The sequence below is a fragment of the Agrobacterium sp. SORGH_AS_0745 genome (assembly GCF_030818995.1).
Taxonomy (GTDB): Bacteria; Pseudomonadota; Alphaproteobacteria; order Rhizobiales; family Rhizobiaceae; genus Agrobacterium; species Agrobacterium tumefaciens.
In genome coordinates this window covers 304,171-326,491 of the sequence record NZ_JAUTBI010000004.1, presented here as the reverse complement: position 1 = coordinate 326,491, position 22,321 = coordinate 304,171, and the positions used below count along the sequence as shown (strand labels likewise).

The following is a 22,321-nucleotide window of genomic DNA, read 5'->3' as shown; positions in this document are numbered from 1 at the left end:
AAAAACGCCCGGCGAAAGCCGGGCGTAAAATCAAAAGACAGACCACCTTACCTCTTGCACGTGGTCATCAATTCGGGCGGCGCTGCCGCGCAAACCCTACCAGCAGCAGAACCCGCCATCTACCAAAAGGTCCACGCCCGTCACGAAGCTCGCCGCATCTGACAGCAGGAAGATCGCCGGGCCGACCATTTCATCGACGCCCGCCATGCGCTGCATCGGGGTCTGCTCTTCGAACAGTTTCGTCTGGTGCACCATTTCCGGCCGCGTGTTCATCGGCGTCGCGGTGTAACCCGGCGAGATGGTGTTGACGCGGATGCCGCGCCCCACCCATTCCATCGCCATGGATTTGGACATGTGGATGACGCCAGCCTTCGATGCATTGTAGTGGCACTGCATCAGGCCGCGATTGACGATGACGCCGGACATGGAGGCAATGTTGACGATTGCGCCGCGACCGTTCTTCAGCATGGCATTGGCTTGCGCCTGGCAGGAGAGGAACACACCCTTCAGGTTGATGTCCATCATCGTCTGGAACTGGCTTTCCTCCATTTCCTCGGCAGGATTGGCGTTGGCGATGCCGGCGGCATTGACGGCAAGCGAGAGAGCACCGAGTTCGGCCTGCGTGCGTGCTACCGCTTCGCTCAGCGCCTGCTTGCTGGTAACATCGGCGGCGATCTGGATCGACTTGCGACCAGCCCTGGCAATGAAATCGGCCGTCTGCGCCAGGCCGTCATCGGTGCGGCGGTCAAGCAGCGCGACATCGGCACCGGACTGGGCAAGCCCCATGGCGATCCGCTGGCCGATGCCGGAACCGGCACCGGTGACGAACGCCACCTGGCCGGAAAGATCGAAAAGTTTCGGCGCGTTGAGCGTGATGGTGGACATTCTCTATTTCCTTCTTCAGATGGTTGCCAGTTCCATGACCGAGACGTCGTTGGCCTCGTCGCGATTGAGGATTCCGGCCTGTTTTCCCTGCGCAAGAACGAGGATACGGTTTGAAACGCCCAGCACCTCTTCCAGATCGGAACTGACGACGATGACGGCAACGCCGCTTTTGGCCAGACCGACGATAATATCGTAAATGCCAGCCCGCGCGCCGACATCGATGCCGCGCGTCGGCTCGTCCAGCACAACCACGCGCGGGTTACGTGCAAGCCATTTGGCGATGACGACCTTCTGCTGGTTGCCGCCGGAGAGATCCGAGGCAGGCTGTTCGCTGCGGCCCTTCACGCCGAATTTGGCAATTGCCTCTTTCGTAAAAGCACGCTTGATGCTAGGCGTTATCCAGCCGGTGCCGACACGGTCGAGATTGGCGTAGATCAGGTTCTCACCGATCTCATGCTCGACAACCAGCCCCTGAAGCTTGCGGTCTTCCGGCACCATGACGATGCCCTTCGCAATCGCATCCGCCGGGCTTTTCAGCGTCAGCACCTGTCCATCGAGCAAAACCTCGCCCGCACTGGTCGGATCGGCACCGGAAATGGCACGCACCAGTTCGGTGCGCCCCGCGCCGATCAGCCCGGCAATTCCAAGAATTTCGCCTGCACGGACGCCGAAACTGATGTCGCGGAAAGAATTGCCCGTGCCAGTCAGCCCCTTGACCTCCAGCACCGTTTTTTCCTGCGGTTCGGGCAGCGCCGGGAACAGGCGTTCCAGCGACCGGCCGACCATGCTTTCGACGATGGTGCGCACAGGTGTCGCGCTGTCTTCAAATTCATGCACCCGCTCACCGTCGCGCAGCACGACGATGCGGTCGGTGATCTGCCTGATCTCTTCCATGCGGTGGGAAATATAGATGATGCCCACGCCCTCTGCGCGCAGCTTGCGAACCTGCTCGAACAGGGCCTGGGTTTCCGCACCGCCAAGGGCCGCCGTCGGCTCGTCGAGGATCAGGAGCTTGGCATCGAGCGCCAGCGCCTTGGCGATTTCGATCAGCTGCTGGTTCGCGGTCGAAAGGCCCGCCACCTTGCGGGTTGCGGGAATATGTAGATTGAGACGCGCCAGCTGCTGCTGCGCCCTTCGCACCATTTCGGCGCGGTCGACGATGCCGTTCTTCATCGGCCAGCGGCCGATAAAGACGTTTTCGGCGATGGAAAGCTCCGGCAGAAGCTTCAGCTCCTGATGAATGAGTACAATGCCCTTGTCTATCGCCTCACGCGGCGAAGCGGGCGTATAGGGCTGGCCAAGCCAGGTCATCTTTCCTTCTGACGGCTCGCGGGAACCGGCGATGATGCCTGACAGGGTGGACTTGCCCGCCCCGTTTTCACCCAGCAACGCCACGACTTCACCCGGATAGACGTCGAGATCGACGCTTTTCAGAACCTCGAGCGGGCCGTAACGTTTGCTGATGCCACGGAGCGAAAGAACCGGCTCGCGCATGACGGGACCTCCTGGGAAACACGCGTGGCAGCGATGCGCCACGGCTTTGCGTCCGAATTGCCTGAAAACGAACAGATGACGCCCCCGCGCATCCGGCTGGAGTGCGCGGGGGCGGATGCATCAGGGATGGTTGGCAATGAAGCCGTCGACGTTTTCCTTCGTCGTCAGCGTCGCCTCGGAGAGTTGCACGGCCGGAACCTTCTCGCCGCCGACGATCTTGACGGCCATCTCGACAGCCGTGCGGCCCATCTTCTGGGTCTGCTGCGTCGCTGTCACGTCAAAGACGCCGTTCTTCAGCGCCTCAAGCGCTGCCGTGTCGCCATCGAAGCCGCCAACGACGATCTTCTGCGAGGGGTTGGCGACCTTGATCGCCTGTGCCGCGCCGAGCGCCAGACCGTCTGCCTGGGCAAAGACGATGGAAACGTCCGGATTGGCCTGCAGCATGTTCTGCATGATCTGGAAGCCTTCATCCTGGCTCCACATGTTGGACCACTGTTCGGCAACGATCTTCACGCCGGAATTGGCCTTGACCGATTCCATGCAGCCCTTGGTGCGGTCGACTTCCGGTGTCGTGCCCTTCTGGCCATGAATGATGACCATCTTGCCCGAGCCGCCTGCCTGCTTGATGATGTAGTCGCAGACCGACTTGGCGGAAGCGACGGAATCGGTGGCGAGGAAGGTATCGCCCGGTGCGCCGTCGGCATTGCGGTCGATGTTGATGACGGGCACACCGGCCGCCTTGGCAAGCTTGACCGGAACGGTCGCCGCAGCGGCACCAGCGGGAATATAGATCAGCGCGTCGATGTTCTGCGTCAGGAGATCCTGGATCTGGTTGACCTGCGTCGGACCGTCGCCCTTGGCATCGACGGTGACAACGGTGATGCCGCGCGTCTTGGCTTCGGCTTCGACGGCCTGCTTGATCTGGTTGAAGAAGTTCGCCTGAAGATTGGCAACGGCAAGGCCGATCTTCTTGACTTCGGCGGCGTTGGCCGAACCGAGCGACAGGGCCAGAAGGGCGGCGGATGTCAGCAGAATGCGTGAAAATTTCATGATTATTCCTCCATTTGTTGATTTTTGACCTTCGGGCAGATCAAACCTCCTCCCCTTCGGCCGCTTTTCACGCCTCCCATACCGGGAGGGTCGTCTATTGCGCGGACGGCTCATCGCCCTCCGCAGGCAAATTCAGCTTCTGCGCCGGCGCAATGTTTCAGCGCCCACGGCCAGCACGATAACCACACCGATGATGACCTGTTGCAGAAAGGGTGAAACATTGAGCAGGTTGAGGCCGTTGCGCAGCACGCCGATGATGAGCACGCCGATCAGCGTTCCGCCGATGCCGCCGGCACCGCCCGAAAGCGAGGTCCCGCCGATGACGACAGCCGCGATCGTATCCAGCTCGTAGCCAAAACCGCTGGAGGGCTGCACCGAGTCGAGACGGGCTGCAAGAACGATACCCGCCAGACCGGCAAGAACCGCACAGGCAACATAGACGCAGATCGTCACCAAGGCGACGTTGATGCCGGCAAGTCGCGCCACTTCCGGGTTGCCGCCAACCGCATAGACGGTGCGGCCTTCGGAGCGGAAGCGCAGGAAAAGAAACGACACCAGAACAACGACCAGCATCAGCAGCACGGTCGCCGTCAGCACGCCGAAATGGCGGTCGATGGCCAGCATCATGAACCAGTCAGGGAAACCGACGATCTGCTGACCGTCCGTGATCATATTGGCAAGGCCACGCGCCACCGACATCATGGCAAGCGTCGCGATGAAGGCCGGAACCCGGAAGGCGGTGACGAGAACGCCTACGACAAGGCCGCAGGCTGCGGATGCGATGAGCGCCAGCATGATGGCCATGCCCATGGGCATGCCCGCGACATTGGCTGTCCAGCCCATGATCATCATCGAAAGCGCCAGCACCGAACCGACGGACAGATCGATGCCGCCGAGCAGAATGACGAAGGTCATGCCAACGGCCATGATGCCGAGCACGGTGATCTGGTCGAGGATGTTGAGACCGTTTCGAAGCGACAGAAAATTTTCGCTGGTGAAGGTCAGGAAGACACACAGCAGCAGCAGGCCCAAAAGAGGTCCGGTCGCACCGCTTAGCCAGGCAAGCGGGCTTCTGGTGTGCGTAACCCCCTCATTGCGTTCAAGCACGGACATGGCTCCTCCAAGTGGCTATCTTGCATTTTTTAAACCGATTAGAATAATTATTCATGCTCGGTGAAACATGCATATGCCAGTTGAGAGAAACTTGTCAATAGGCTTGGAGGACGGGACGGGCCTTGCGGGTGATGGGATGGCTTCACACCTGCGCCTCTCATCCCGTTCCGGTGCGCATCGCGGGAATCCAGCGCAAGCGCGCCTGCGTGGCAAGGAGAGCCCTTTCAGCCAAAGGACTTAGGCTGAGCAGGTTCCTTTTACGGACCGAGGAATGAGGCGGGGAGGCGCGCTTCATCATTGGTGAAAATGAAGCGGCAGAAATAATCGGCACGGATTGAAACAGGACAATTCACAATTCCGGCTTGACAGAAACGCCACGTCTGCAATTATATAAACAGCTGTATAAATATTCACACGCATGTTTTGAAGAGGATCCCATGCAGCCCACAGAGCTAGAGCGCATTGCGCGCCAGATTCGCCTTCGCGACGTCCAGGCTGTTTTCGAAGCGGGTGCCGGCCATATCGGCGGAGAAATGTCGGCGATCGACATCATGACCGCCCTTTATTTCCGCGTATTGCGCATCTGGCCGGAAGAACAGAAGAACCCTGCCCGCGACCGTTTCGTGCTGTCGAAAGGCCACACCGCCTGCGCGCTTTATGTGACGCTCGCCAAACGTGGCTTTATCCCGGAAGAGGAAATCTCGACCTTCCTGCAACCCAATTCCCGCCTCAATGGCCACCCCAACTGCAACAAGGTGCCGGGGGTCGAGACCAATACCGGCCCGCTTGGCCACGGGCTTCCAGTTGCCGTCGGAATGGCCAAGGCGGCCAAGCTTTCGGGAGCGGATTACCATACCTATGTCATGACCGGTGATGGCGAGATGCAGGAGGGCTCCAACTGGGAAGCCATCATGTCCGCCGCGCAGTTCGAGCTTAACAATCTGACGCTTATCATCGACCATAACCGTTTCCAGCAGGGTGCTGCGATCTCGGAAACCAACGACGTCGCGCCGCTTCGCCCGAAGCTTGAAGCATTCGGCTGGGAGGTGAGCGAAATCAACGGCAACGCGATGGAAGAGATCGTTCCGGCGCTCGAACATCGTGGCGAGCGCCCGCATTGCATCGTCGCGCACACCAATAAGGGTCACGGCATTTCGTTCATGCAGGACCGCGTCGACTGGCACCACAAGGTTCCAAGCAAGGAACAATACGAAATTGCCGTCAAAGAACTTTCGGAGGCATTGTAATGAACGCGCCCGTAACCGCCGCCAAACTCTATGATTGCCGCGACGCCTTCGCCGAAACGCTGGAAGCGCTGGCCGCTGCAAACGACAGGGTCGTGGCCGTCTGCAACGATTCAGTCGGCTCCTCGAAGCTCGGCGGCTTCAAGTCGAAATTCCCTGAGCGCCTCGTCAATGTCGGCATTGCCGAACAGAACATGGTGGGCGTCGGCGCCGGCCTTGCCAATGGCGGCCAGCTTCCCTTCGTCTGCGGCGCATCTTGTTTTCTGACCGGTCGCGCGCTGGAACAGATCAAGGCAGACCTCGCCTATTCCAACGCCAATGTGAAGCTCATCGGCATCTCCTCGGGCATGGCCTATGGCGAACTGGGTCCGACGCATCACTCGATCGAGGATTTCGCCTGGACCCGCGTTCTGCCAAACCTGCCGGTGATTGCCCCCTGCGACCGCATCGAAACGGCCGCCGCCGTCAAATGGGCTGCGGACTATGCCGGCCCCTGCTTCCTGCGCCTGTCGCGCGTCGGCGTGCCGGACCTTCTGCCTGATGACCACGTCTTTGAACTCGGCCGCGCCAACCTGCTTCGCGAAGGTTCCGACATAACGTTGATCGCCAATGGCACGCTGACACACCGCATCGTCAAGGCCGCCGATATTCTGGCCGGTCGTGGCATCAAGGCGCGTGTGCTTAACATGGCAACCGTGCGCCCGATCGACGAGGCGGCCATCATTGCCGCAGCGAAGGAAACCGGCGCAATCCTGACGGCTGAGGAACATTCGATCTTCGGCGGTCTCGGCTCTGCCATCGCCGAAGTTGTCGTCGATCATGCCCCCGTGCCGATGAAGCGCCTCGGCGTTCCGGGCGTCTTTGCCCATACCGGCTCGGCAGAATGGCTGCTCGATGAGTTTGGCATGGCACCCGCGGCCATCGCGGAGGCTGCAGCAGCGCTGCTCAAGAGAAAGTAAGTCTCCTCCCAGGGTCGTCGCGTGTCTTCGGATGCGCGGCGACACCCTTTGCAATATCGTCGTTTAATCACCGCAAGGCTGAAACGAAAAAACTGCCGACGAAAGAACTCAAGTGATGCGCGCCATTCTGTCCATCGATCAGGGCACCACCAATTCCAAGGCCATTCTCGTTTCTGAAACAGGAGAATTGCTGGCGCGCGGTTCATCGCCGGTCGGCATCACCTATCCGCAGCCCGGCTGGGTCGAGCAGGATCCGAACCGTATCTGGGCCTCGGTGCGCGAAGCGATTTCCGCCTGCCTGTCTTCGGCACCCTCTGCCGTCAACATTGAAGCCATCGCCATTTCCAACCAGCGCGAATCGGTGACGATCTGGGACGGCGAAACAGGCGAGCCGCTTGGCCCGGTCTTGAGCTGGCAATGCCGTCGCACCGCGCAGGAATGCACCGATCTCATCAGCAAGGGCCATTCCGAACGTGTCATGGCGCTGACCGGCCTGCCTATTGACCCGATGTTTCCCGGCGCCAAGATGCGCTGGCTGTTGGAGCGTGCGCCGAAGGGCCGCAGCCTTCGCCTCGGCACCATCGATAGTTGGCTGATCCACTGCCTGACCGGCGGCAAGGTGCATGCCTGCGACGCCTCCAATGCGGCCCGAAGCCAGGTGCTCGATCTCAACCGGCAGGTGTGGAGCGAAGAGCTTTGTGACCTTTTTGGCATCGACATCAACGCCCTGCCCGACCCGCGCGACAAGCAGCGGCGACTTCGGCGTGACATCAGGTGTTCCCGGCATCAAGGACGGCACGCCTATTCTGGCTGCCGTCGGCGACAGCCACGCCGCCCTCTTCGGCCACGGCGCCTTTAATCCCGGTGACGGCAAGGTGACGTTCGGCACCGGCTCATCGGTGATGACGACCCTGCCGCATTTCATCGCGCCAGAGCGCGGCATCACCACGACAGTTGCCTGGAGGCTTCACGGCAAGCCGACTTTCGCCTTCGAGGGCAATATTCTTGTGTCTGCCGCCTCCCTGCCGTGGATGACGGACATCCTCGGCCTGCCAGATGTCGCATCTCTTGTGGAGCTTGCCGCGACCGCTGAACCAGATGGCCCCGGTTTCGTCCCGGCCTTTGTCGGCCTCGGCGCGCCCTATTGGGATTCCAATTGCCGCGCGCTATTTTCGCAGATCAATTTCAGCACAAGTCGCGCGCAGATGGCCCGCGCCGTTACCGATTCCATCGCCTTTCAGGTTTATGACGTCTTCTCGACCATGCGCGCGCAGTCGCCCTCCGGCTTCGGACAGCTGTTCGTGGATGGCGGGCCGAGCCAGAACCGTTTCCTCATGCAATGCGTCGCCGACATGCTGGACCACCCCGTCATCCAGCGTGACGCGCCGGAAGCCTCCGCACTTGGCGCGGCCTATCTTGCCGGCCTCGCCCTCGGTCTGTGGAGCGATCTCGACGCCATCGCTGCGCTCAACAGTCACGGCAACGCCATCGCGCCTTCGTCCAGTGACGGCAGGCAACGGCTTGCCGTCTGGCGCGACGCGATTGCGCGCTCGACGTTACCTGTGACGTCGGGTAAGGGTGAATAAAAATTCACCCTGGAGGGCTTATGGGCAGGATCAACGAACTTCGGATGATATCCCGCGTGGCGCAGATGTATTTCAGCGAGCACAGGCGGCAGGCGGAGATTGCCGAACATCTCAATCTTTCGCAGGCCACCGTCTCGCGCATGCTGAAGCGTGCCGAAACGGAAGGTATCGTGCGCACCAGCATCATTCCGCCGCCCGGTACCTATAGCGATCTTGAAGCACAGCTTCGCGAACGCTTCGACCTGCCGGAAGCCATTGTCGTCGATTGCAGCGAGGATCGCGACGGCGCGATCATGGCCCGCATCGGCGAGGCTGCCGCGCATTTTCTCGAGGTGACGCTGTCGCAAAACGAGATCATCGGCGTTTCCAGCTGGAGCCAGACGATCTTCAAGATGGTGGAAAACATCCATCCGCTGAAGGGCGCCAAAGCGCGTTACATCGTCCAGACGCTGGGCGGCATGGGCGATCCTTCCGTGCAGACGCACGCGACCCAGATCACCACCCGGCTGGCGCGGTTAACTGAGGCCGAACCGAAATTGCTGCCGGTCCCCGGCGTCGCCACCTCTCGAGAGGCGAAGCTTTTGATGCTGGCCGATCCCTTCGTGCGCGAAACAATTGATCTTTTCGGTTCGATCACGCTCGCAATCGTCGGTGTCGGTGCCGTCGAGCCATCGGAGCTTCTTGCCCGCTCGGGCAATATCTTTTCCGCCAAGGAGCTTGCCGATCTCGCACAGGCCGGCGCCGTGGGCGATATTTCGCTCAGGTTCTTCGACAAGGACGGCAAGCCCGTCAAGACACCGCTCGATGACCGGGTCATAGGCCTTCCGCTGGAGAACCTCTCCAATGTCGACCGCGTCATTGCACTCGCCGGCGGCTCGAAAAAAACCGAGGCGATCGCCGGTGCGCTCAGAACCGGCGTGATCGATGTTCTCGTCACCGACAAATTCACCGCCGAACGACTGGTCGGCACAGAAACATAGCCGTTATCCCATAAGGAGGAGACATGAGGCGCTTTGAAGGTCAATCCGTATTCGTGACCGGAGGCAACAAGGGCATCGGTTACGGCATCGCCCGCCGTTTTGCCGAGGAAGGTGCGAAAGTCGCCATCGCCTCTGTCGACAAGGACACCAATGACGCCGCCAAAAAGCTGGCGGACGAAACCGGCTCAGTCACCCATGGCGTGATCCTCGATGTGCGGGATGCGGCGGCGGTGCGCGAGGCCTATGGCGCAGCCGAAGAGGCAATCGGTCCGCTTTCCATCTCCGTCCAGAACGCCGGCGTCATCACCATCTCCAAGATCGAGGAGCTGACGCAGGAACAGTGGGAATTCAACCTCGATGTCAACACCAAGGGCGCGTTCCTGTGCTGCCAGGAAGCGATCCGCCGCTTCCGCGCAAGTGGCACCAAGGGCCGCCTGGTTAACACCGCCTCCGGCCAGGCCCGTCAGGGTTTTATCTATACCCCCCACTACGCCGCTTCAAAATTCGGCGTCGTCGGCCTCACGCAAAGTCTGGCCAAGGAACTGGCGCCCGAAGGCATCACCGTCAACGCCATTTGCCCCGGCATCATCCACACCGAAATGTGGGATTATAACGACCGAGTCTGGGGCCAGATGCTCGGTGACTACAAGCCCGGCGAACTCATGGCCGAATGGGTGCGCAACATTCCAATGCGCCGCGCAGGAACACCAGCCGAAGTGGCGGCCTTGGTGGCGTTTCTCGCCTCCGAGGATGCGGCCTACATCACCGGCCAGACAATTAATGTCGATGGCGGGCTGATCATGTCGTAGCACTCAACCAATCGATGACGGCATCTGCGTTCTTCTCTGGCGGATGGACCGGGTAAAAGACATGCTTGATAACGCCCGTTTCGATAATCATCGTGAGCCTCTTTAGCAGTGTCAGGCCTCCAGCCTGGAACGTTGGAAGGCGAAGGGCTGACACCAGAAGGAGTGAATGATCGGAAAGCAGAGGGAACGGCAGGTGAAGCCGCTCTGCTGCCTCTCGCTGATACTCCGTGGTCTGCGTAGAAAGGCCAAACAGACGCTTTGCTCCCAATGCCTTCAGTTCAGCGAAATGATCACGGAAGGCACAGGACTGTGGTGTACATCCCCTCGCGCCGGGTATTGCGTCCCATCCGTCAATAGCCTTGCCTCCGGGCGGGCTTGTCCGGGGGTAAGCATAGACTACGGTTAACCCAGGCCCACGCAGATCGACGGTCGTGCCATCCGTCGCAACCAAACCAATGCCAGGCAACTCCATCCCGGGTAAATGCCTGGCTGCTCCGTCGTCACGTGGGGTAACTAATTGCTCATCCCCGCCGGGTTCAATCATTGCCACCTCGTTGCTCTTCCTGTCTGTCGACGTTGCGAAGTTAGCCGATTTTCATACTACCGCAATGTCTTGTGCGCAGGTGCAAAGCTGCCGTAGCGATTCGCGCCTTCAGCCTTGATGGAATACGAACGCCACACCTTCATTCGATTTGACAAAGTCACTGATTGCCAAGTCTCTGGCCGATAGTATCGTTTTGGAATTTCCGCTGAAGCGATGTTCTGAGGCAACGGCTTCTTTATCTTGGGATCGCTGCTACCGGGTGGCCACCACTGTCCCCATTTGCAAAAGGCAATTGCTGCTCTCGGCAAATACGTCCTGCTGACTGAGACCCCCTTTTTTCGGCGATCTTAGCGGCCGTCGTGCTCCCGAGATTTTCGGCGTCTGGGAAGTTGTTCTGTTTGGCAAAAGTCACGAAGACGTCGGTGGCGTTGGAATAAATGTCTTCCAACCGAGACGTTTGGCTCAAACACTCAGCAGAAACAGGGCCGATTTTTAGAGAACAGGCCGTCTTGGCAGCTTTGCGCCAAGAGGCCTACATCCGTCGAAGCTGTCAGGATGATCCGCGCCGTGACCTTATAGCCATTCGTAAGTCTCCCAGCGTTTGTCGCGATGGGCGCGGTGGCGGCGAACGGCTGCCATCCGCAGGTTCAGACTATCAAAAAACTAAACAGTGAGCTCTCTTCGGACGATCTCAGCTCCTGCGCTCAAGGAATTCAGCTTGTCTCTTGCCACACGACGAGACAGGGGGGCCATGCCGCAATTGGTGCAGGGGCAAAGTTTATCTGCGTCGACAAACTTAAGCGCCTTGCGCAGCGTTGCAGCGACTTCCTCCGGGGTTTCGATGGTATTGCTTGCCACATCGATGGCCCCGACCATCACTTTCTTACCTCGAACAAGTTCCAGAAGATCCATTGGGACATGAGAATTGTGGCATTCGAGGGAGATCATACCGATGCCGGATTTCTGCAGCTTGGGGAGAGTTTCCTCATACTGCCGCCATTCTGACCCGAGTGTCTTTTTCCAATCCGTATTGGCCTTTATGCCGTAACCGTAGCAGATATGGACGGCGGTCTCGCACTTCAGCCCTTCAATTGCCCTGTCCAAAGTGGCAACACCCCAGTCATTCACATCGTCAAAGAAAACGTTGAAGGCAGGTTCGTCGAACTGGATGATATCGACGCCGGCAGCCTCCAATTCCTTTGCTTCCTCGTTGAGTATCCCGGCAAATTCCCAGGCAAGCTTTTCACGGCTCTTATAATGGCCGTCAAAGAGAGTATCGATCATCGTCATCGGACCTGGCAACGCCCATTTGATGGGTTGTTTGGTCTGCTGGCGCAAAAACTTGGCGTCTTCGACGAACACGGACTTCTGGCGAGACACGGCGCCGACGACTGTCGGGACACTCGCATCGTAGCGATCGCGAATTCTGACTGTCTCGCGTTTTGCAAAATCGACCCCGTCGAGGTGCTCGATGAAAGTCGTGACGAAATGTTGGCGTGTTTGCTCGCCATCACTGACGATGTCGATGCCGGCACGTTGCTGATCGTCCAGTGAAAGGCGCAGGGCGTCTCTTTTGCCTTCCAGTAATTGCTCGCCCTCCAGCTTCCAGGGCGACCACAGTTTTTCGGGCTGCGCAAGCCAGGAGGGTTTCGGCAGGCTGCCAGCGGTCGATGTGGGGAGAAGTTTCTTCACGGTGGGACCTCTTCTAAGTGATGCTCAAGCGGGGCGGTGAGCAAACAATTGCTCAAGGACGGCGCGGTATGGCTTGATGAAGTGTTTTTCGGTGAACTTACCCTGATCGACCGCCAAGCGATTTCGTTCGTCGCGATCGTAAATGACCCGGGTCAGCGAATAGTCCTGGTGCTTCAGGTTGGGCTGGTAAAATGTCCCGGCTGCTGCGTTCGCATTGTAGATTTCGGGGCGATAAATTCTCTGAAACGTTTCCATCGTGCTGATGACGCCGATTAGCTCAATATTGGAGTAGTCGCCCAGCAAGTCCCCAACAAAGTAGAAGGCCAACGGCGCAACGCTGCCTGCAGGCATGAAGTAGCGAACCTGCAATCCCATTTTCCCGAAATACTGGTCGGTGGACGAGAACCCATTCTGCCGGTATTCGACGCCCATGACGGGGTGATGATTTTCGGTCCGGTAATAGGTCTTGCTGGTCGAGGCGCTGATGCAAATGACCGGCGGCTTGCGAAAGTGCGAGCGGTAGGCATCCGACCGCAGAAAAGACTTGAACAGGTTTCCATGGAGGTCGCCGAAGTCGGCCGGAATGCTGAAGGCAGGAACGCTCTTGTTATGCTCCGGCAGCACAATGCTGAAGTCGTAGTCTCGCACATAGGAGGAGAAGTTATTCCCAACAATGCCGTCGATACGTTCACTGGTTTTGTGATCGATGATCGTCGTCTTCAGTATCTCGATGAGGGGAAATTTTTCACCTGCGACATCGAAGCTCATATCGACCGAAATGATCTCCAACTCGACCGAGTATCGGTCCGATTTGGGATTATCCCAGTGAGCGAGGGCGTTGAAGCGGCTGTCGATCATGCGCATGACATTGCGCAGGTTTTCCTGCCGCTTTTCACCCCTGGCCAGATTGGCAAAATTGGTGGTGATGCGCGTATGTTCTGAAGGACGATAGTCCTCATCGAAGGGTACGCTCGTGATTGTAAAAATGCAGGTCTGAGACATGTTGTGCCCCTATAGAGTTGGGGGCATGGGTCTGCGGACGCATAGCAAGACAGGCCGCGACAATGCAGCCTTTGCTACGGCACACTGGGACACCCCGCCCGTGGACGTTATTTCACCAAAGGCAGGTCTCCTGGCTCACGGATCATCACTTCCGTCCGCCTTCCCGGGGTAAACCAGTGACATATTGGACTTCAGCTCGCCGCTTACAGTTGCGGGGGCAGCGTCGGCTTTTCCGCATGACACGGAGCACCGACTTCCCTCTTAGCCCCGGCACGTTGCCTGCAACGACTGGGGAACCTTAGGCGTGACGACCATATTGTAAGCCACGTCATCGGTCAACATCATATAACGATATCTTTATGTCCTTAAGTCTACGTTTCCATTGTCGGTTCCGACCGAGTAGGTCGCATTCGGCGTTGTCAGGCGATTCTCACATACGCGGACCTGGCCGTGGCAAACTAAAGATGAATCGTCGACTGTCGGTTCGATTCCGACAAGCGCAGGTAAGCATGCGTGATGACAGCTTCCGGGAAATAGTAGACGTCTCGCGCCACGCAGTTGAAAGGATCAGACCACACCACGAACAGTTCCTGGCGCGGAAGCAGCCTGGTGAAACCGAAGGCGCGCATGATTTCGGCTGCCACAGGCGTTTCAACGAAGCGGCCCCGCTGGAGGTTGGGATGCTATTCGGACATGCCTTACTGTGCCGGCGCAGCGCTATTTAAGGGATCGGCGTTTGAATTAAATAGCGAATGAGCGAAGGCAAGCACCCTTAAATTGCGGGGCGATAACATCACGGACGCGTATCCGCGACAGCACCGCCGAATTTCTGCTCGGGCCTTCGGACCGCCGCATGTCGTTGAAGGTGCACAGGAAGTTCCGATCCGCACCGGGCATCTGACAGGTCTGGCAGTGGGCGGTATTCGGCTTCGTTGATCGCACCGTCAGGCTTGAGCCACTGGAACTGCCAATCGGCAGTCAACGTTGCGGTTTTACGCTTTTCGCCGCTTTCAGCAGCGTCATGCGTCCCAGTTTTCAATCGCCGGCGCAACGGCCTGGAGCAATATCCTCCTGCTGCCGCCGAGGCGGACAGTTATCCCTCACAAAGACGAATACAACCGCTTTTTCTAAGAAAAGGGTTCCAGCCTTTCGCTGCAAGGATTGCCCAGGCAGTAGCGCCGACATGCGGCAACCTGAAATATTTGAAGTCGGCAAATGTCGAGGTCGGCCCGATCATCAGCCCGGTCGTCAGTTCGGCCCCGACTGTTGCGTAGATCAGGTTATCGGGAGATATTTGTGCGGCGATGGTGGCAAGCAGCGCCTCGGCCCGCTCGGCATCGCCGACCTGCTGAAATGCCAGCGCGGCCTGGGCCGTACCTTCCAGCCACACACCATCCCGATCGTCGTTAAAATCAAAACCTCCCGCAACCTCATAATGCCGATCAACCCAATGCAGAACACGCCCACCGCGGCCCCGAAACTCCGGCACGGCGAGAATGGGCCAGAGCTCGGAATCTATTCCGGACTGGCTCGAGTTGGGTGTGTCGCTTCCGGGCAGGCTGCCGACGTAAAACCGTCCCTGCTGCTCATTCCACATCGCATCAAGAAATTTGCGTGTTTTATCCCGCATCGCCTGCCAGGCGAGCGCTCCCTCTATTTCGGCGAGCCAACCCGCAACGGCATATACATCGAGATTATGTTCCGTCGATTTCCACTCGAGTTTTGCCGGTGCAGGCTCATGACCGAATGTCCCACCTGTGTAGCCGATATCGCGGACGCCCGCCGTATGCGCATCGATCCAGCGCATGAGTTTGGTCGCTGCCTGTACATAGGACGGATTGCTTGATCGTTCACTGGCAGTGAGAAGCGCAAGTGCCGCCCAGGCCAGGTTGCCCGTTGCGCTGCCCACCTGATAATCATCCTCGACCCACGTCTTGCTGGCCTCACTCCAGAAACCGGGCAAAAGCATAGCATCGTTTTCGTTCGCGACGGGGCCGGAACGGTAGGCGTTGCGCAGGCGGCCATCGCTGTAATAGCGATCGTTGTTGACGGCGAGCAGCAGCGCATCGGCAACCCTTTTTGCTTCGGCATCGTCGCCACAGGAAAAAAGGGCAATCGTCGCCAGGGCATTGTCATAGGTGAAACCCGCATTTGAAAGAGCGGGATCAAGCGCTTTGCCGCCGGGTGCAGGCTCAAAGCTCCGAAATACGAAGGGGGTGGTGGATTTGTCCATCTTCCCAACGAGACCCGCACACAAGCTCACAGCAAGGCGGTCGCGAACTGATCCGGAACCGGTGCGCCCATCGCCAGCAGCGACCACTCCTGTTGTGAAGCAGGTCATGAGAACTGTCGCGACGATCGATTTGACAGACATGAGTTTTCCGTTTGGTAGGCGCTTTTCCAAACAAGCCCGCCTCTAGCTTGCGGTTTACGTCGAGCACGGTCCCGGGTTTGGCGCGAATTGTCTTAGCTGAAGGCCCTTGCGAGTAACATCTGCATGGACTTCAAGAGGTCGCCCTGTTCCGCGACATTTTCGGGCGCATTGCGGAAAAGCAGCCTCAAGATTGCACGATGCTGGTCGGCAGTCGGGGTGAGAGTGAATTTGCCGGGCGTTTGCGACACCTTCGTTGCATCGATCTGCACCCAGCCCACATCGGGCACGTACAGGGACTCTGCCTCGGCGTAAGACCGGTTGAAATCCGCCAGGGTCGCGGTTTCGGTCGAAAGCGCCACGATCCGTACCGCCTTCACCTCGCTTGCGCACTGCAAACGGCCTTCGAGATCCACGCCGATCGGCTCTTCCTTGTCGACACGTGGTAATTCGATGCAGCAGATGAGGCTGGTGAAGGCAATCACCATGGCGACCGCCGACCAGATGAGGTTGAGACAATCTCGCGCCGAAAATTCTACAGGGGCGTCCCATGCGTAAACGGCGAGCAGAACTGAAACCGCGGAGGTGACGGTGACGATTGCGAAAAATAGCGCTGTAGGCCCATGAATGCGCACCTGTGACCGGTCACCACCTTTCTCCGTGACTTTAAAGGGACGTCCGAAGGGTTTGCGCATAGCCTGAAACAACGTGATAGTGATGGGAACAGCGGTCAGCGCATGCGTCACTTCGGTGAACAGCGGTAGGGTGCGTTTTCCCGATATCCAGGTGGAGTAGGCCCAAAACAAAGCCAGTGACGACAGTCCAAATTTCATGAACATCAGCTCGTCGGCCTGGAGGGCGGAAACGCCTGTCAGCCAGTAGATCGATGGTGCCAGCAACAGGCAGAGGATGAAAGGCTTCGACAGCCAGCAAAACAGCCCGTGCAGATAATGCAGCCTTTGTGTCAGCGTGAACTTGCCACGCCACAATGGTCCCGTCCGCAGAAGGCCGATCTGAATGGTGCCCAGGCACCACCGCGTGCGTTGCGTGATATATTCTGGCAGGCCCTCAGCCGATAGACCGACACTGAGTTTTTCGTTGAGCCAGCGTGTGACGTAACCTCGCTCCATCAGGCGGTAGGTCAGCAGCATATCTTCAGAAAGTGCATCATGCGGAAACCCGCCGAGCTCGTTGACCGCCGCCCGCCGCACGACAAAACTCGTCCCGACGCAGAAAGCGCAACCGACCGCGTCCTTGGCCGGCTGGAATACATCAAAGAATACACGTTGATCATCGACGAAGGAATTGCGGATGCCGAGGTTGTGCTGGATGGGGTCGCAATTAAAGTAAAATTGCGGTGTCTGCACAACTGCTACCTTGGGATCGGCGAAAAGACCGGTTACGCGACGAAGGAAGTTGGCCTGTGGCGCGAAGTCCGCATCCAGAACCATGATGAAATCGGAAACCTGTGGCAGCGCATTGGTGTGTTCAAGTGCATTGTTCAGATTTCCCGCCTTGGCATGTCTATTGTCCGGGCGCGTCACATAATTGACGCCGACCGTCTCGCAATAGTCCCGCACTTCCGGCCTGCGCGTGTCGTCGCAGACAAAAACACGCAGCTGCGGATATTGCATGGCCTGGGCCGCGATAACCGACTTCTCAAGGACGTTCAAAGGTTCGTTGTAGGTGCAGATAAAGACGTCGACGAGTGGCGCATCGGAATTATTTGCAATCGCGGCTTCCCCTCTATCAGCCAGGAAAGTCCAGTCCGTCCGCCTCGTCAGGATCAGGATCGAGCCGATGGCGTAAAGGACGGAGATCAGCTCGAAGGTGAAATAAATGTAGTTCCAGGCAGTCTCCAGAGAAAGCTCGAAGGGTGGCAGCGTATCGGTGGCGCGCCAAAATATGTAAAGGCCAAGAGACAGCAGCATAATCGCACTGAAGGCCAACCGGTCCAGGACCCTGCGCGGGTCGGCCAGTATGGTAAACAGGATCGCGCAAAGGGCGATGACAAGATTGACGTAGAGTACCGACTGAACATCGCCATCAGGGCTGAAATACATCGACTTATCCTCATGGTTGGTCAGGCGCGCGGCACGCCGCGCGTGAATGAGGTTGCTTCGAGTGTCTAAAACAGGTGGTGGGTCGCCCTGCGGGTTTGCATCGCACTCCCGCAGGGGCCCGTCCAATCCATGCGGGTGTCAGGATTGGGTGCGCGGTGCCTTTCCGGTGGCATCCGTATTGCCGAAAGGGTGCTGGGTGATGATATCGGGCTGATGTGCCCGGCCAGGCACGTCCGGCCGCTGTTGTGGCCACTCGATACCAGTGTGTGCGGATAGCGTATCACGCGACGTTTCGATCAGTGCCCATGCGGCCTGCCTGACATCCGGCAATTCGCTGACGGAGGTCTTTGCAAACTGGAACAGGCTGGCTGATGCTTCATGCACATAATTCCGGGTTTTGCCGAGCCACTCGCGCGGTAGGCTCACACTCACCCACGTGCCGACCGAACAGGCGCCGTTCTCGGTCAATTTCTCCTGTGCCCTGCCGTCCATGCGAATATAGGCGTAAAGCTCTCGCCGCTCTGTTGGTGGAAAGGGCACGGCATAATCGAGGTCGACACGTTCGGTAGTACGTGGCACCAGGCGCTCCACCACCCCATCGGATTCTTCCGCCCAGGCATCAGAACTCACCTTCACCCGAGAACCGACGGAAAGCGCCTGTGCCTGACGCTCTGAAAAAATCGCCACGACGAAAGCGTTGCGACAGTCAAGCGCCTCCGCCAGCGTATCGCCTGCAACCACTTCACGGCCGGTCGCAGCCACGGGCTTGTAGAGCGTTGTGCCCGGTGGAATGGAAAGATCGGCGCGGGTCAGCCTTTCAATACGTGCGCTCTCCGCCGATGCCAGCGTTTCGAGCTCGCTTTTGCGCGTCTGCATGGTGGTCATCTGCATCCGGATCTGCAGCAGATCTGCGGACCGTGTGCGAATTTCCTGCTGAAGATTTTGCAGCGATTGCAAATCGGAGCCGATATAGATGCCTTGGCGCGCGAAGTTCATTTCCTTGGTGAGTTTGTCAACGGCGACTCTGGCAGCCTGCAGCTTTGTATCTTCAAGTTGTATTGTGTCCGCTATATCCTCTCCGATTCCAGAATACATCCCCTTCGCCATCAGCTTCTGTTTTCGCGTGGCTTCCGCTTTTGCAATTCGGGTCGAATAGGTCACCATCTGCAAGGCTGCATTGGCTGCCTGTAGATCAGATTCGGTTCTTTGCAGTAACGCCGCCTGCTGACTGGCAAGATCCCTGTTCAAATCGTCGATGCGGCTTGCATAGTCGCCAATAATTCCGTTCTTCTGGCGAAGTTCATTATCGAGTGCTGCCAGTTGCACCTTCAGGCCGATGAGCGTGGTATTGTCGACCTTGTCGTTTTCAATAGCAGCCTTACCGTTCTTGTCGGATATCTTTACCACACCGCTGATCGGTGTCGTCAGCGGAATGACTGGTGCATTGATGAGGGCGCGGTTCGTCTGGGATGTGAAGACCGGCGGAAACACAGAAGATGAAAACACCGTGGCTACAACGCCAAGGACAGTATAGGAGGCCAGCTTCACCGACGCACTTTGGCGCACTTCTTTGTCTCTATTGCGGAACAGCATGATATCAACTCCTGTTTTGTTGAACAGCCTTTCCTCCCGCAGTATTAAAATAGTTCACTAAGTTTTTTTGCGACGCAACATCGTTAAGATTGCATTAATAAATTTTTCGATATCGCCTAAATCATAGGCATCTGCCAGCGTTGAAATCGCAAAAACTCGTCCACGAAAAACTACAGAGCTAAATTTCAATCGTTTCGTATCAGCTGTGCCTTTTAAATGGCATCTGGTTATTACGCGGGCTCTCACCCCGCCGCGCAAGTTGCAACCTATAGAAGCATCCGCTTGCCAAGGCAGCGGTGCGATTCTGATTTCCCATACCGGCTTTCGATAGGCCAGCGTCTACATGTCTGTGTTCGTGGTAAGTGGTTTGCTGGTTCGGATGATGCTGCCTGAGGTGTGAAGCTATCTTCACGTGATCGCGTCGCAACAGGCTCCCAACCCTGCGACCATCGATCCGTTCATCGCGCAGGGGTAGGCATAACAGAAGGCTTGCTGCCGAAGGGACTTATTGCGACCTGAAGTGTTGCACCAGGCTACCACTTTTCAAGCCTTGTGAGCTCCCCTTAGTCAGTTATCGGAGCGCAAGAGATATTTATCGAGCTTTTTCTTTCATCGGCTTGGAACGTCTGGCGAGTGGCTGCTCAATAAACCTCTCTAAAATATAAGCTGCTAAAGCCACCACCACAGGGAATATCAGCCAAAGCGCCATGTACGCGACATCCGTCTTGTCTAAGCCGCCAATTCTTCGAATGATAGGTCGACCCTTCGACATGATGGACATGCGGCGACACAGCCACCATAGTGCCGAAAAAGAGCGGCGCGCCAGACAGACGCTTAACAGCGGAGCGTGCCAACGGACGGGGCTGAAATACCGGTGAAGACCGAAGCTTTGCGGCAGTCAAGGGAGAGTTCTGAAAATGGTCCGTGCCGTGGTCAATACAGGTTCGGCCTGCCTGCTGGCTCAGTTGAATGCCACGCTACATTAACGAGTTGTACGACGCTGGAGGATTGGGCTGATGAAAATGAGATTTCTCGGTGAGGCATTTTTCGCCTTGATGCTTTCCACCGCAGTCGCCTCCGCGCAGCAGGCGTCCGACACGGTGGCGCCCGAAAAAGCGACCGATATTGCGACTGCCAAACGCATCGAGTCAAAGAGCTTCATGGTAGCGGCGGCTAATCCGCTGGCGACTGAGGCAGGGCGTGATGTGATCGCCAGGGGCGGCAACGCCGTCGATGCAATGGTGGCGGTGCAGGCCATGCTCGGCCTCGTTGAACCGCAGAGTTCCGGTCTCGGTGGGGGTGCCTTCCTGGTCTATTACGACGCAAAAAGCGGCAAGTTGACCACGTTTGACGGCCGCGAGACGGCGCCGATGGAAGCCACACCGAAGCTATTCCTGGATGACAAAGGTCAACCGCTAAAATTCATGGACGGAGTGGTCGGCGGCCGCTCTGTTGGCACGCCGGGAACGGTGCGACTTCTGGAGGAAGCCCACAAACGCTATGGAAAGGCCGAATGGGCAAGCCTGCTGAAGCCGGCGGAAACGCTGGCTACAGAGGGCTTTAAGGTGTCACCGCGTCTTGCCTCTCTGATCGCGTCCGAGGGAGACCGGTTGAAGAAGTATACAGAACCCCGGTCCTATTTCTTTGACACCTCCGGGGCCGCCCTGCGGGCCGGCGTTCCTTTGAAGAACCCGGCCTATGCCGAGACGCTTGCGGCGCTCGCCAAAAGCGGCGCCGATGCCTTTTACAAAGGGCGAATTGCCGAGGCGATCGTCAAGACTGTGCGCGAGGCGGCCGACAATCCCGGCGTGCTGTCGCTGGACGATCTTTCCAACTATCGGGTAGTCGAGCGCGAGCCGGTCTGCTTTGCTTATCGTGCTCTTGACGTTTGCGGCATGGGGCCGCCGTCGTCGGGCGGAATCGCCATCGGCCAGATGCTCGGTCTGGTGGAAAATTTTGATCTCAAGGCGCTTGGGCCAAAAAATGTCGACAGTTGGCGCATTATCGGCGACGCCCAGCGTCTCGCCTTCGCCGACCGCGAGCGTTACGTCGCTGACACCGATTTCCTGCCGCTGCCGATCAAGGGCCTGTTGGACAAGACCTATTTGGGCGAGAGGGCAAAGCTGCTCGACGGCGATAAGGCGTTGACCAACGATGCCGTCAAGGCCGGCGAGCCGGAATGGGACCACGCGCTTCTTTTCGGCCGGGATGCGGCGATCGAGTTGCCCTCCACAAGCCATTTCGTCATCGTCGACAAGGACGGCAACGTGGTCTCGATGACGACAACGATCGAAAGTGGCTTCGGCTCGCGTCTGATGACGAACGGCTTCCTGCTCAATAATGAGTTGACGGACTTTTCCTTCAAGACCCATGATGGCGGTCTGCCGATCGCCAACCGCGTTGAGCCAGGCAAACGACCGCGCTCCTCCATGGCCCCGACGATCGTGATGAAGGGTGGCAAACCGCTGCTCGCCATCGGTTCGCCGGGCGGCAGCCAGATCATCGGCTACGTAGCGCAGGCGCTGATCGCCTATATCGATTGGGGCATGCCTGTAGAGGCGATCGTCTCCCAGCCGCATCTCATCAACCGCTTCGGCACCTACGACATCGAGGCCGGTACAAGCGCGGAAGGTCTGGCAGGGCCACTGAAGGCGCTGGGTTACGAGGTGAAACCGGGCGAGATGAATTCCGGTTTGCATGCCATCGAGATAACCGCCGAAGGTTTGATCGGCAGCGCGGATCCACGACGCGAGGGAGTGGCGGCAGGGGAGTGAAACGCTGCGCCAGCGGAAAGGGCATGAGAATAGGTCAACACGAAGGGTGTGTATCTCGCCAAGGAGCGCTAACACCTTGACAAGAACCTGCGGCCTCCGAATGCAAGTGTGGATAACGGTGCACGATCCAGATTGCGCGGGGGAGGCTGACGGTTTATCGGC

16 protein-coding genes, 1 pseudogene and 1 riboswitch are annotated in these 22,321 nt (G+C 58.3%); of the genes and pseudogenes, 6 read left to right on the top strand and 11 right to left on the bottom strand.

Going from position 1 to position 22,321, the window contains the following annotated elements; all coding sequences use genetic code 11:
• Nucleotides 1-96 precede the first annotated feature (96 nt).
• The 4 genes from QE432_RS25170 to QE432_RS25155 form a co-directional block, all read right to left on the bottom strand.
• Nucleotides 97-885 carry an SDR family oxidoreductase gene (locus QE432_RS25170; protein WP_003517081.1) on the bottom strand — a complete coding sequence of 263 codons (789 nt, stop codon included), beginning with the start codon at nucleotides 883-885 and terminating at the stop codon, nucleotides 97-99.
• 15 nt (nucleotides 886-900) lie between these two features.
• Nucleotides 901-2,379, bottom strand: a complete 1,479-nt coding sequence (locus tag QE432_RS25165; RefSeq protein WP_019565851.1) for a sugar ABC transporter ATP-binding protein — start codon at nucleotides 2,377-2,379, stop codon at nucleotides 901-903.
• A 120-nt stretch (nucleotides 2,380-2,499) separates the two neighbouring features.
• On the bottom strand, nucleotides 2,500-3,429 hold the full coding sequence (locus QE432_RS25160; protein WP_003517083.1) for a sugar ABC transporter substrate-binding protein: 930 nt from the start codon (nucleotides 3,427-3,429) through the stop codon (nucleotides 2,500-2,502).
• 132 nt (nucleotides 3,430-3,561) lie between these two features.
• The gene (locus tag QE432_RS25155; protein WP_003517084.1) at nucleotides 3,562-4,542 is read right to left on the bottom strand and encodes an ABC transporter permease; all 981 of its coding nucleotides are present in this window, start codon (nucleotides 4,540-4,542) and stop codon (nucleotides 3,562-3,564) included.
• A gap of 437 nt (nucleotides 4,543-4,979) precedes the next feature.
• Between QE432_RS25155 and QE432_RS25150 the strand changes: the two genes are divergently transcribed.
• From QE432_RS25150 to QE432_RS25130, 5 genes and pseudogenes are all read left to right on the top strand, one after another.
• Complete coding sequence (locus tag QE432_RS25150) at nucleotides 4,980-5,789, top strand: transketolase (protein WP_113049303.1); 810 nt, start codon at nucleotides 4,980-4,982, stop codon at nucleotides 5,787-5,789.
• Nucleotides 5,789-6,745 (top strand): transketolase family protein, encoded by a 957-nt coding sequence (locus QE432_RS25145; RefSeq protein WP_019565850.1) that lies wholly within the window; start codon nucleotides 5,789-5,791, stop codon nucleotides 6,743-6,745. The genes QE432_RS25150 and QE432_RS25145 overlap by 1 nt, the downstream gene beginning before the upstream one ends.
• A 115-nt stretch (nucleotides 6,746-6,860) precedes the next feature.
• Nucleotides 6,861-8,331: pseudogene (locus tag QE432_RS25140) on the top strand (FGGY family carbohydrate kinase).
• Between the two features lie 20 nt (nucleotides 8,332-8,351).
• Nucleotides 8,352-9,311: a sugar-binding transcriptional regulator gene (locus QE432_RS25135; RefSeq protein WP_013637520.1), complete on the top strand. Its 960-nt coding sequence runs from the start codon at nucleotides 8,352-8,354 to the stop codon at nucleotides 9,309-9,311.
• A gap of 23 nt (nucleotides 9,312-9,334) precedes the next feature.
• Nucleotides 9,335-10,120, top strand: coding sequence for an SDR family oxidoreductase (locus tag QE432_RS25130; RefSeq protein WP_111790778.1), 786 nt, complete (start codon nucleotides 9,335-9,337; stop codon nucleotides 10,118-10,120).
• On the opposite strand, the gene QE432_RS25125 is transcribed toward QE432_RS25130, so the two are convergent.
• The 7 genes from QE432_RS25125 to QE432_RS25095 form a co-directional block, all read right to left on the bottom strand.
• The gene (locus tag QE432_RS25125) at nucleotides 10,110-10,664 is read right to left on the bottom strand and encodes a peroxiredoxin (RefSeq protein WP_111799831.1); all 555 of its coding nucleotides are present in this window, start codon (nucleotides 10,662-10,664) and stop codon (nucleotides 10,110-10,112) included. The two genes, QE432_RS25130 and QE432_RS25125, sit on opposite strands and share 11 nt — an antisense overlap.
• 663 nt (nucleotides 10,665-11,327) lie before the next feature.
• Nucleotides 11,328-12,356, bottom strand: a complete 1,029-nt coding sequence (locus QE432_RS25120) for a methionine synthase (protein ID WP_111790775.1) — start codon at nucleotides 12,354-12,356, stop codon at nucleotides 11,328-11,330.
• Nucleotides 12,357-12,380: 24 nt separating this feature from the next.
• Nucleotides 12,381-13,358 carry a DUF1852 domain-containing protein gene (locus QE432_RS25115; RefSeq protein ID WP_076844257.1) on the bottom strand — a complete coding sequence of 326 codons (978 nt, stop codon included), beginning with the start codon at nucleotides 13,356-13,358 and terminating at the stop codon, nucleotides 12,381-12,383.
• A 103-nt stretch (nucleotides 13,359-13,461) separates the two neighbouring features.
• A riboswitch (cobalamin riboswitch) is annotated at nucleotides 13,462-13,674 on the bottom strand.
• A 142-nt stretch (nucleotides 13,675-13,816) separates the two neighbouring features.
• Nucleotides 13,817-14,002 (bottom strand): hypothetical protein, encoded by a 186-nt coding sequence (locus tag QE432_RS25110; RefSeq protein ID WP_065662765.1) that lies wholly within the window; start codon nucleotides 14,000-14,002, stop codon nucleotides 13,817-13,819.
• 449 nt (nucleotides 14,003-14,451) lie between these two features.
• Nucleotides 14,452-15,732: a hypothetical protein gene (locus QE432_RS25105; RefSeq protein ID WP_306627335.1), complete on the bottom strand. Its 1,281-nt coding sequence runs from the start codon at nucleotides 15,730-15,732 to the stop codon at nucleotides 14,452-14,454.
• Between the two features lie 92 nt (nucleotides 15,733-15,824).
• Complete coding sequence (locus QE432_RS25100) at nucleotides 15,825-17,792, bottom strand: glycosyltransferase family 2 protein (RefSeq protein ID WP_306627333.1); 1,968 nt, start codon at nucleotides 17,790-17,792, stop codon at nucleotides 15,825-15,827.
• Nucleotides 17,793-17,930: 138 nt separating this feature from the next.
• A complete protein-coding gene (locus QE432_RS25095; protein ID WP_065660587.1) occupies nucleotides 17,931-19,385 on the bottom strand; it encodes a multidrug transporter in 1,455 nt (484 codons plus the stop codon).
• 1,016 nt (nucleotides 19,386-20,401) lie between these two features.
• On the opposite strand from QE432_RS25095, the gene ggt reads away from it, so the two are divergent.
• Nucleotides 20,402-22,159, top strand: a complete 1,758-nt coding sequence (gene ggt, locus QE432_RS25090) for a gamma-glutamyltransferase (RefSeq protein ID WP_306627331.1) — start codon at nucleotides 20,402-20,404, stop codon at nucleotides 22,157-22,159.
• The last annotated feature ends 162 nt before the right edge of the window (nucleotides 22,160-22,321 follow it).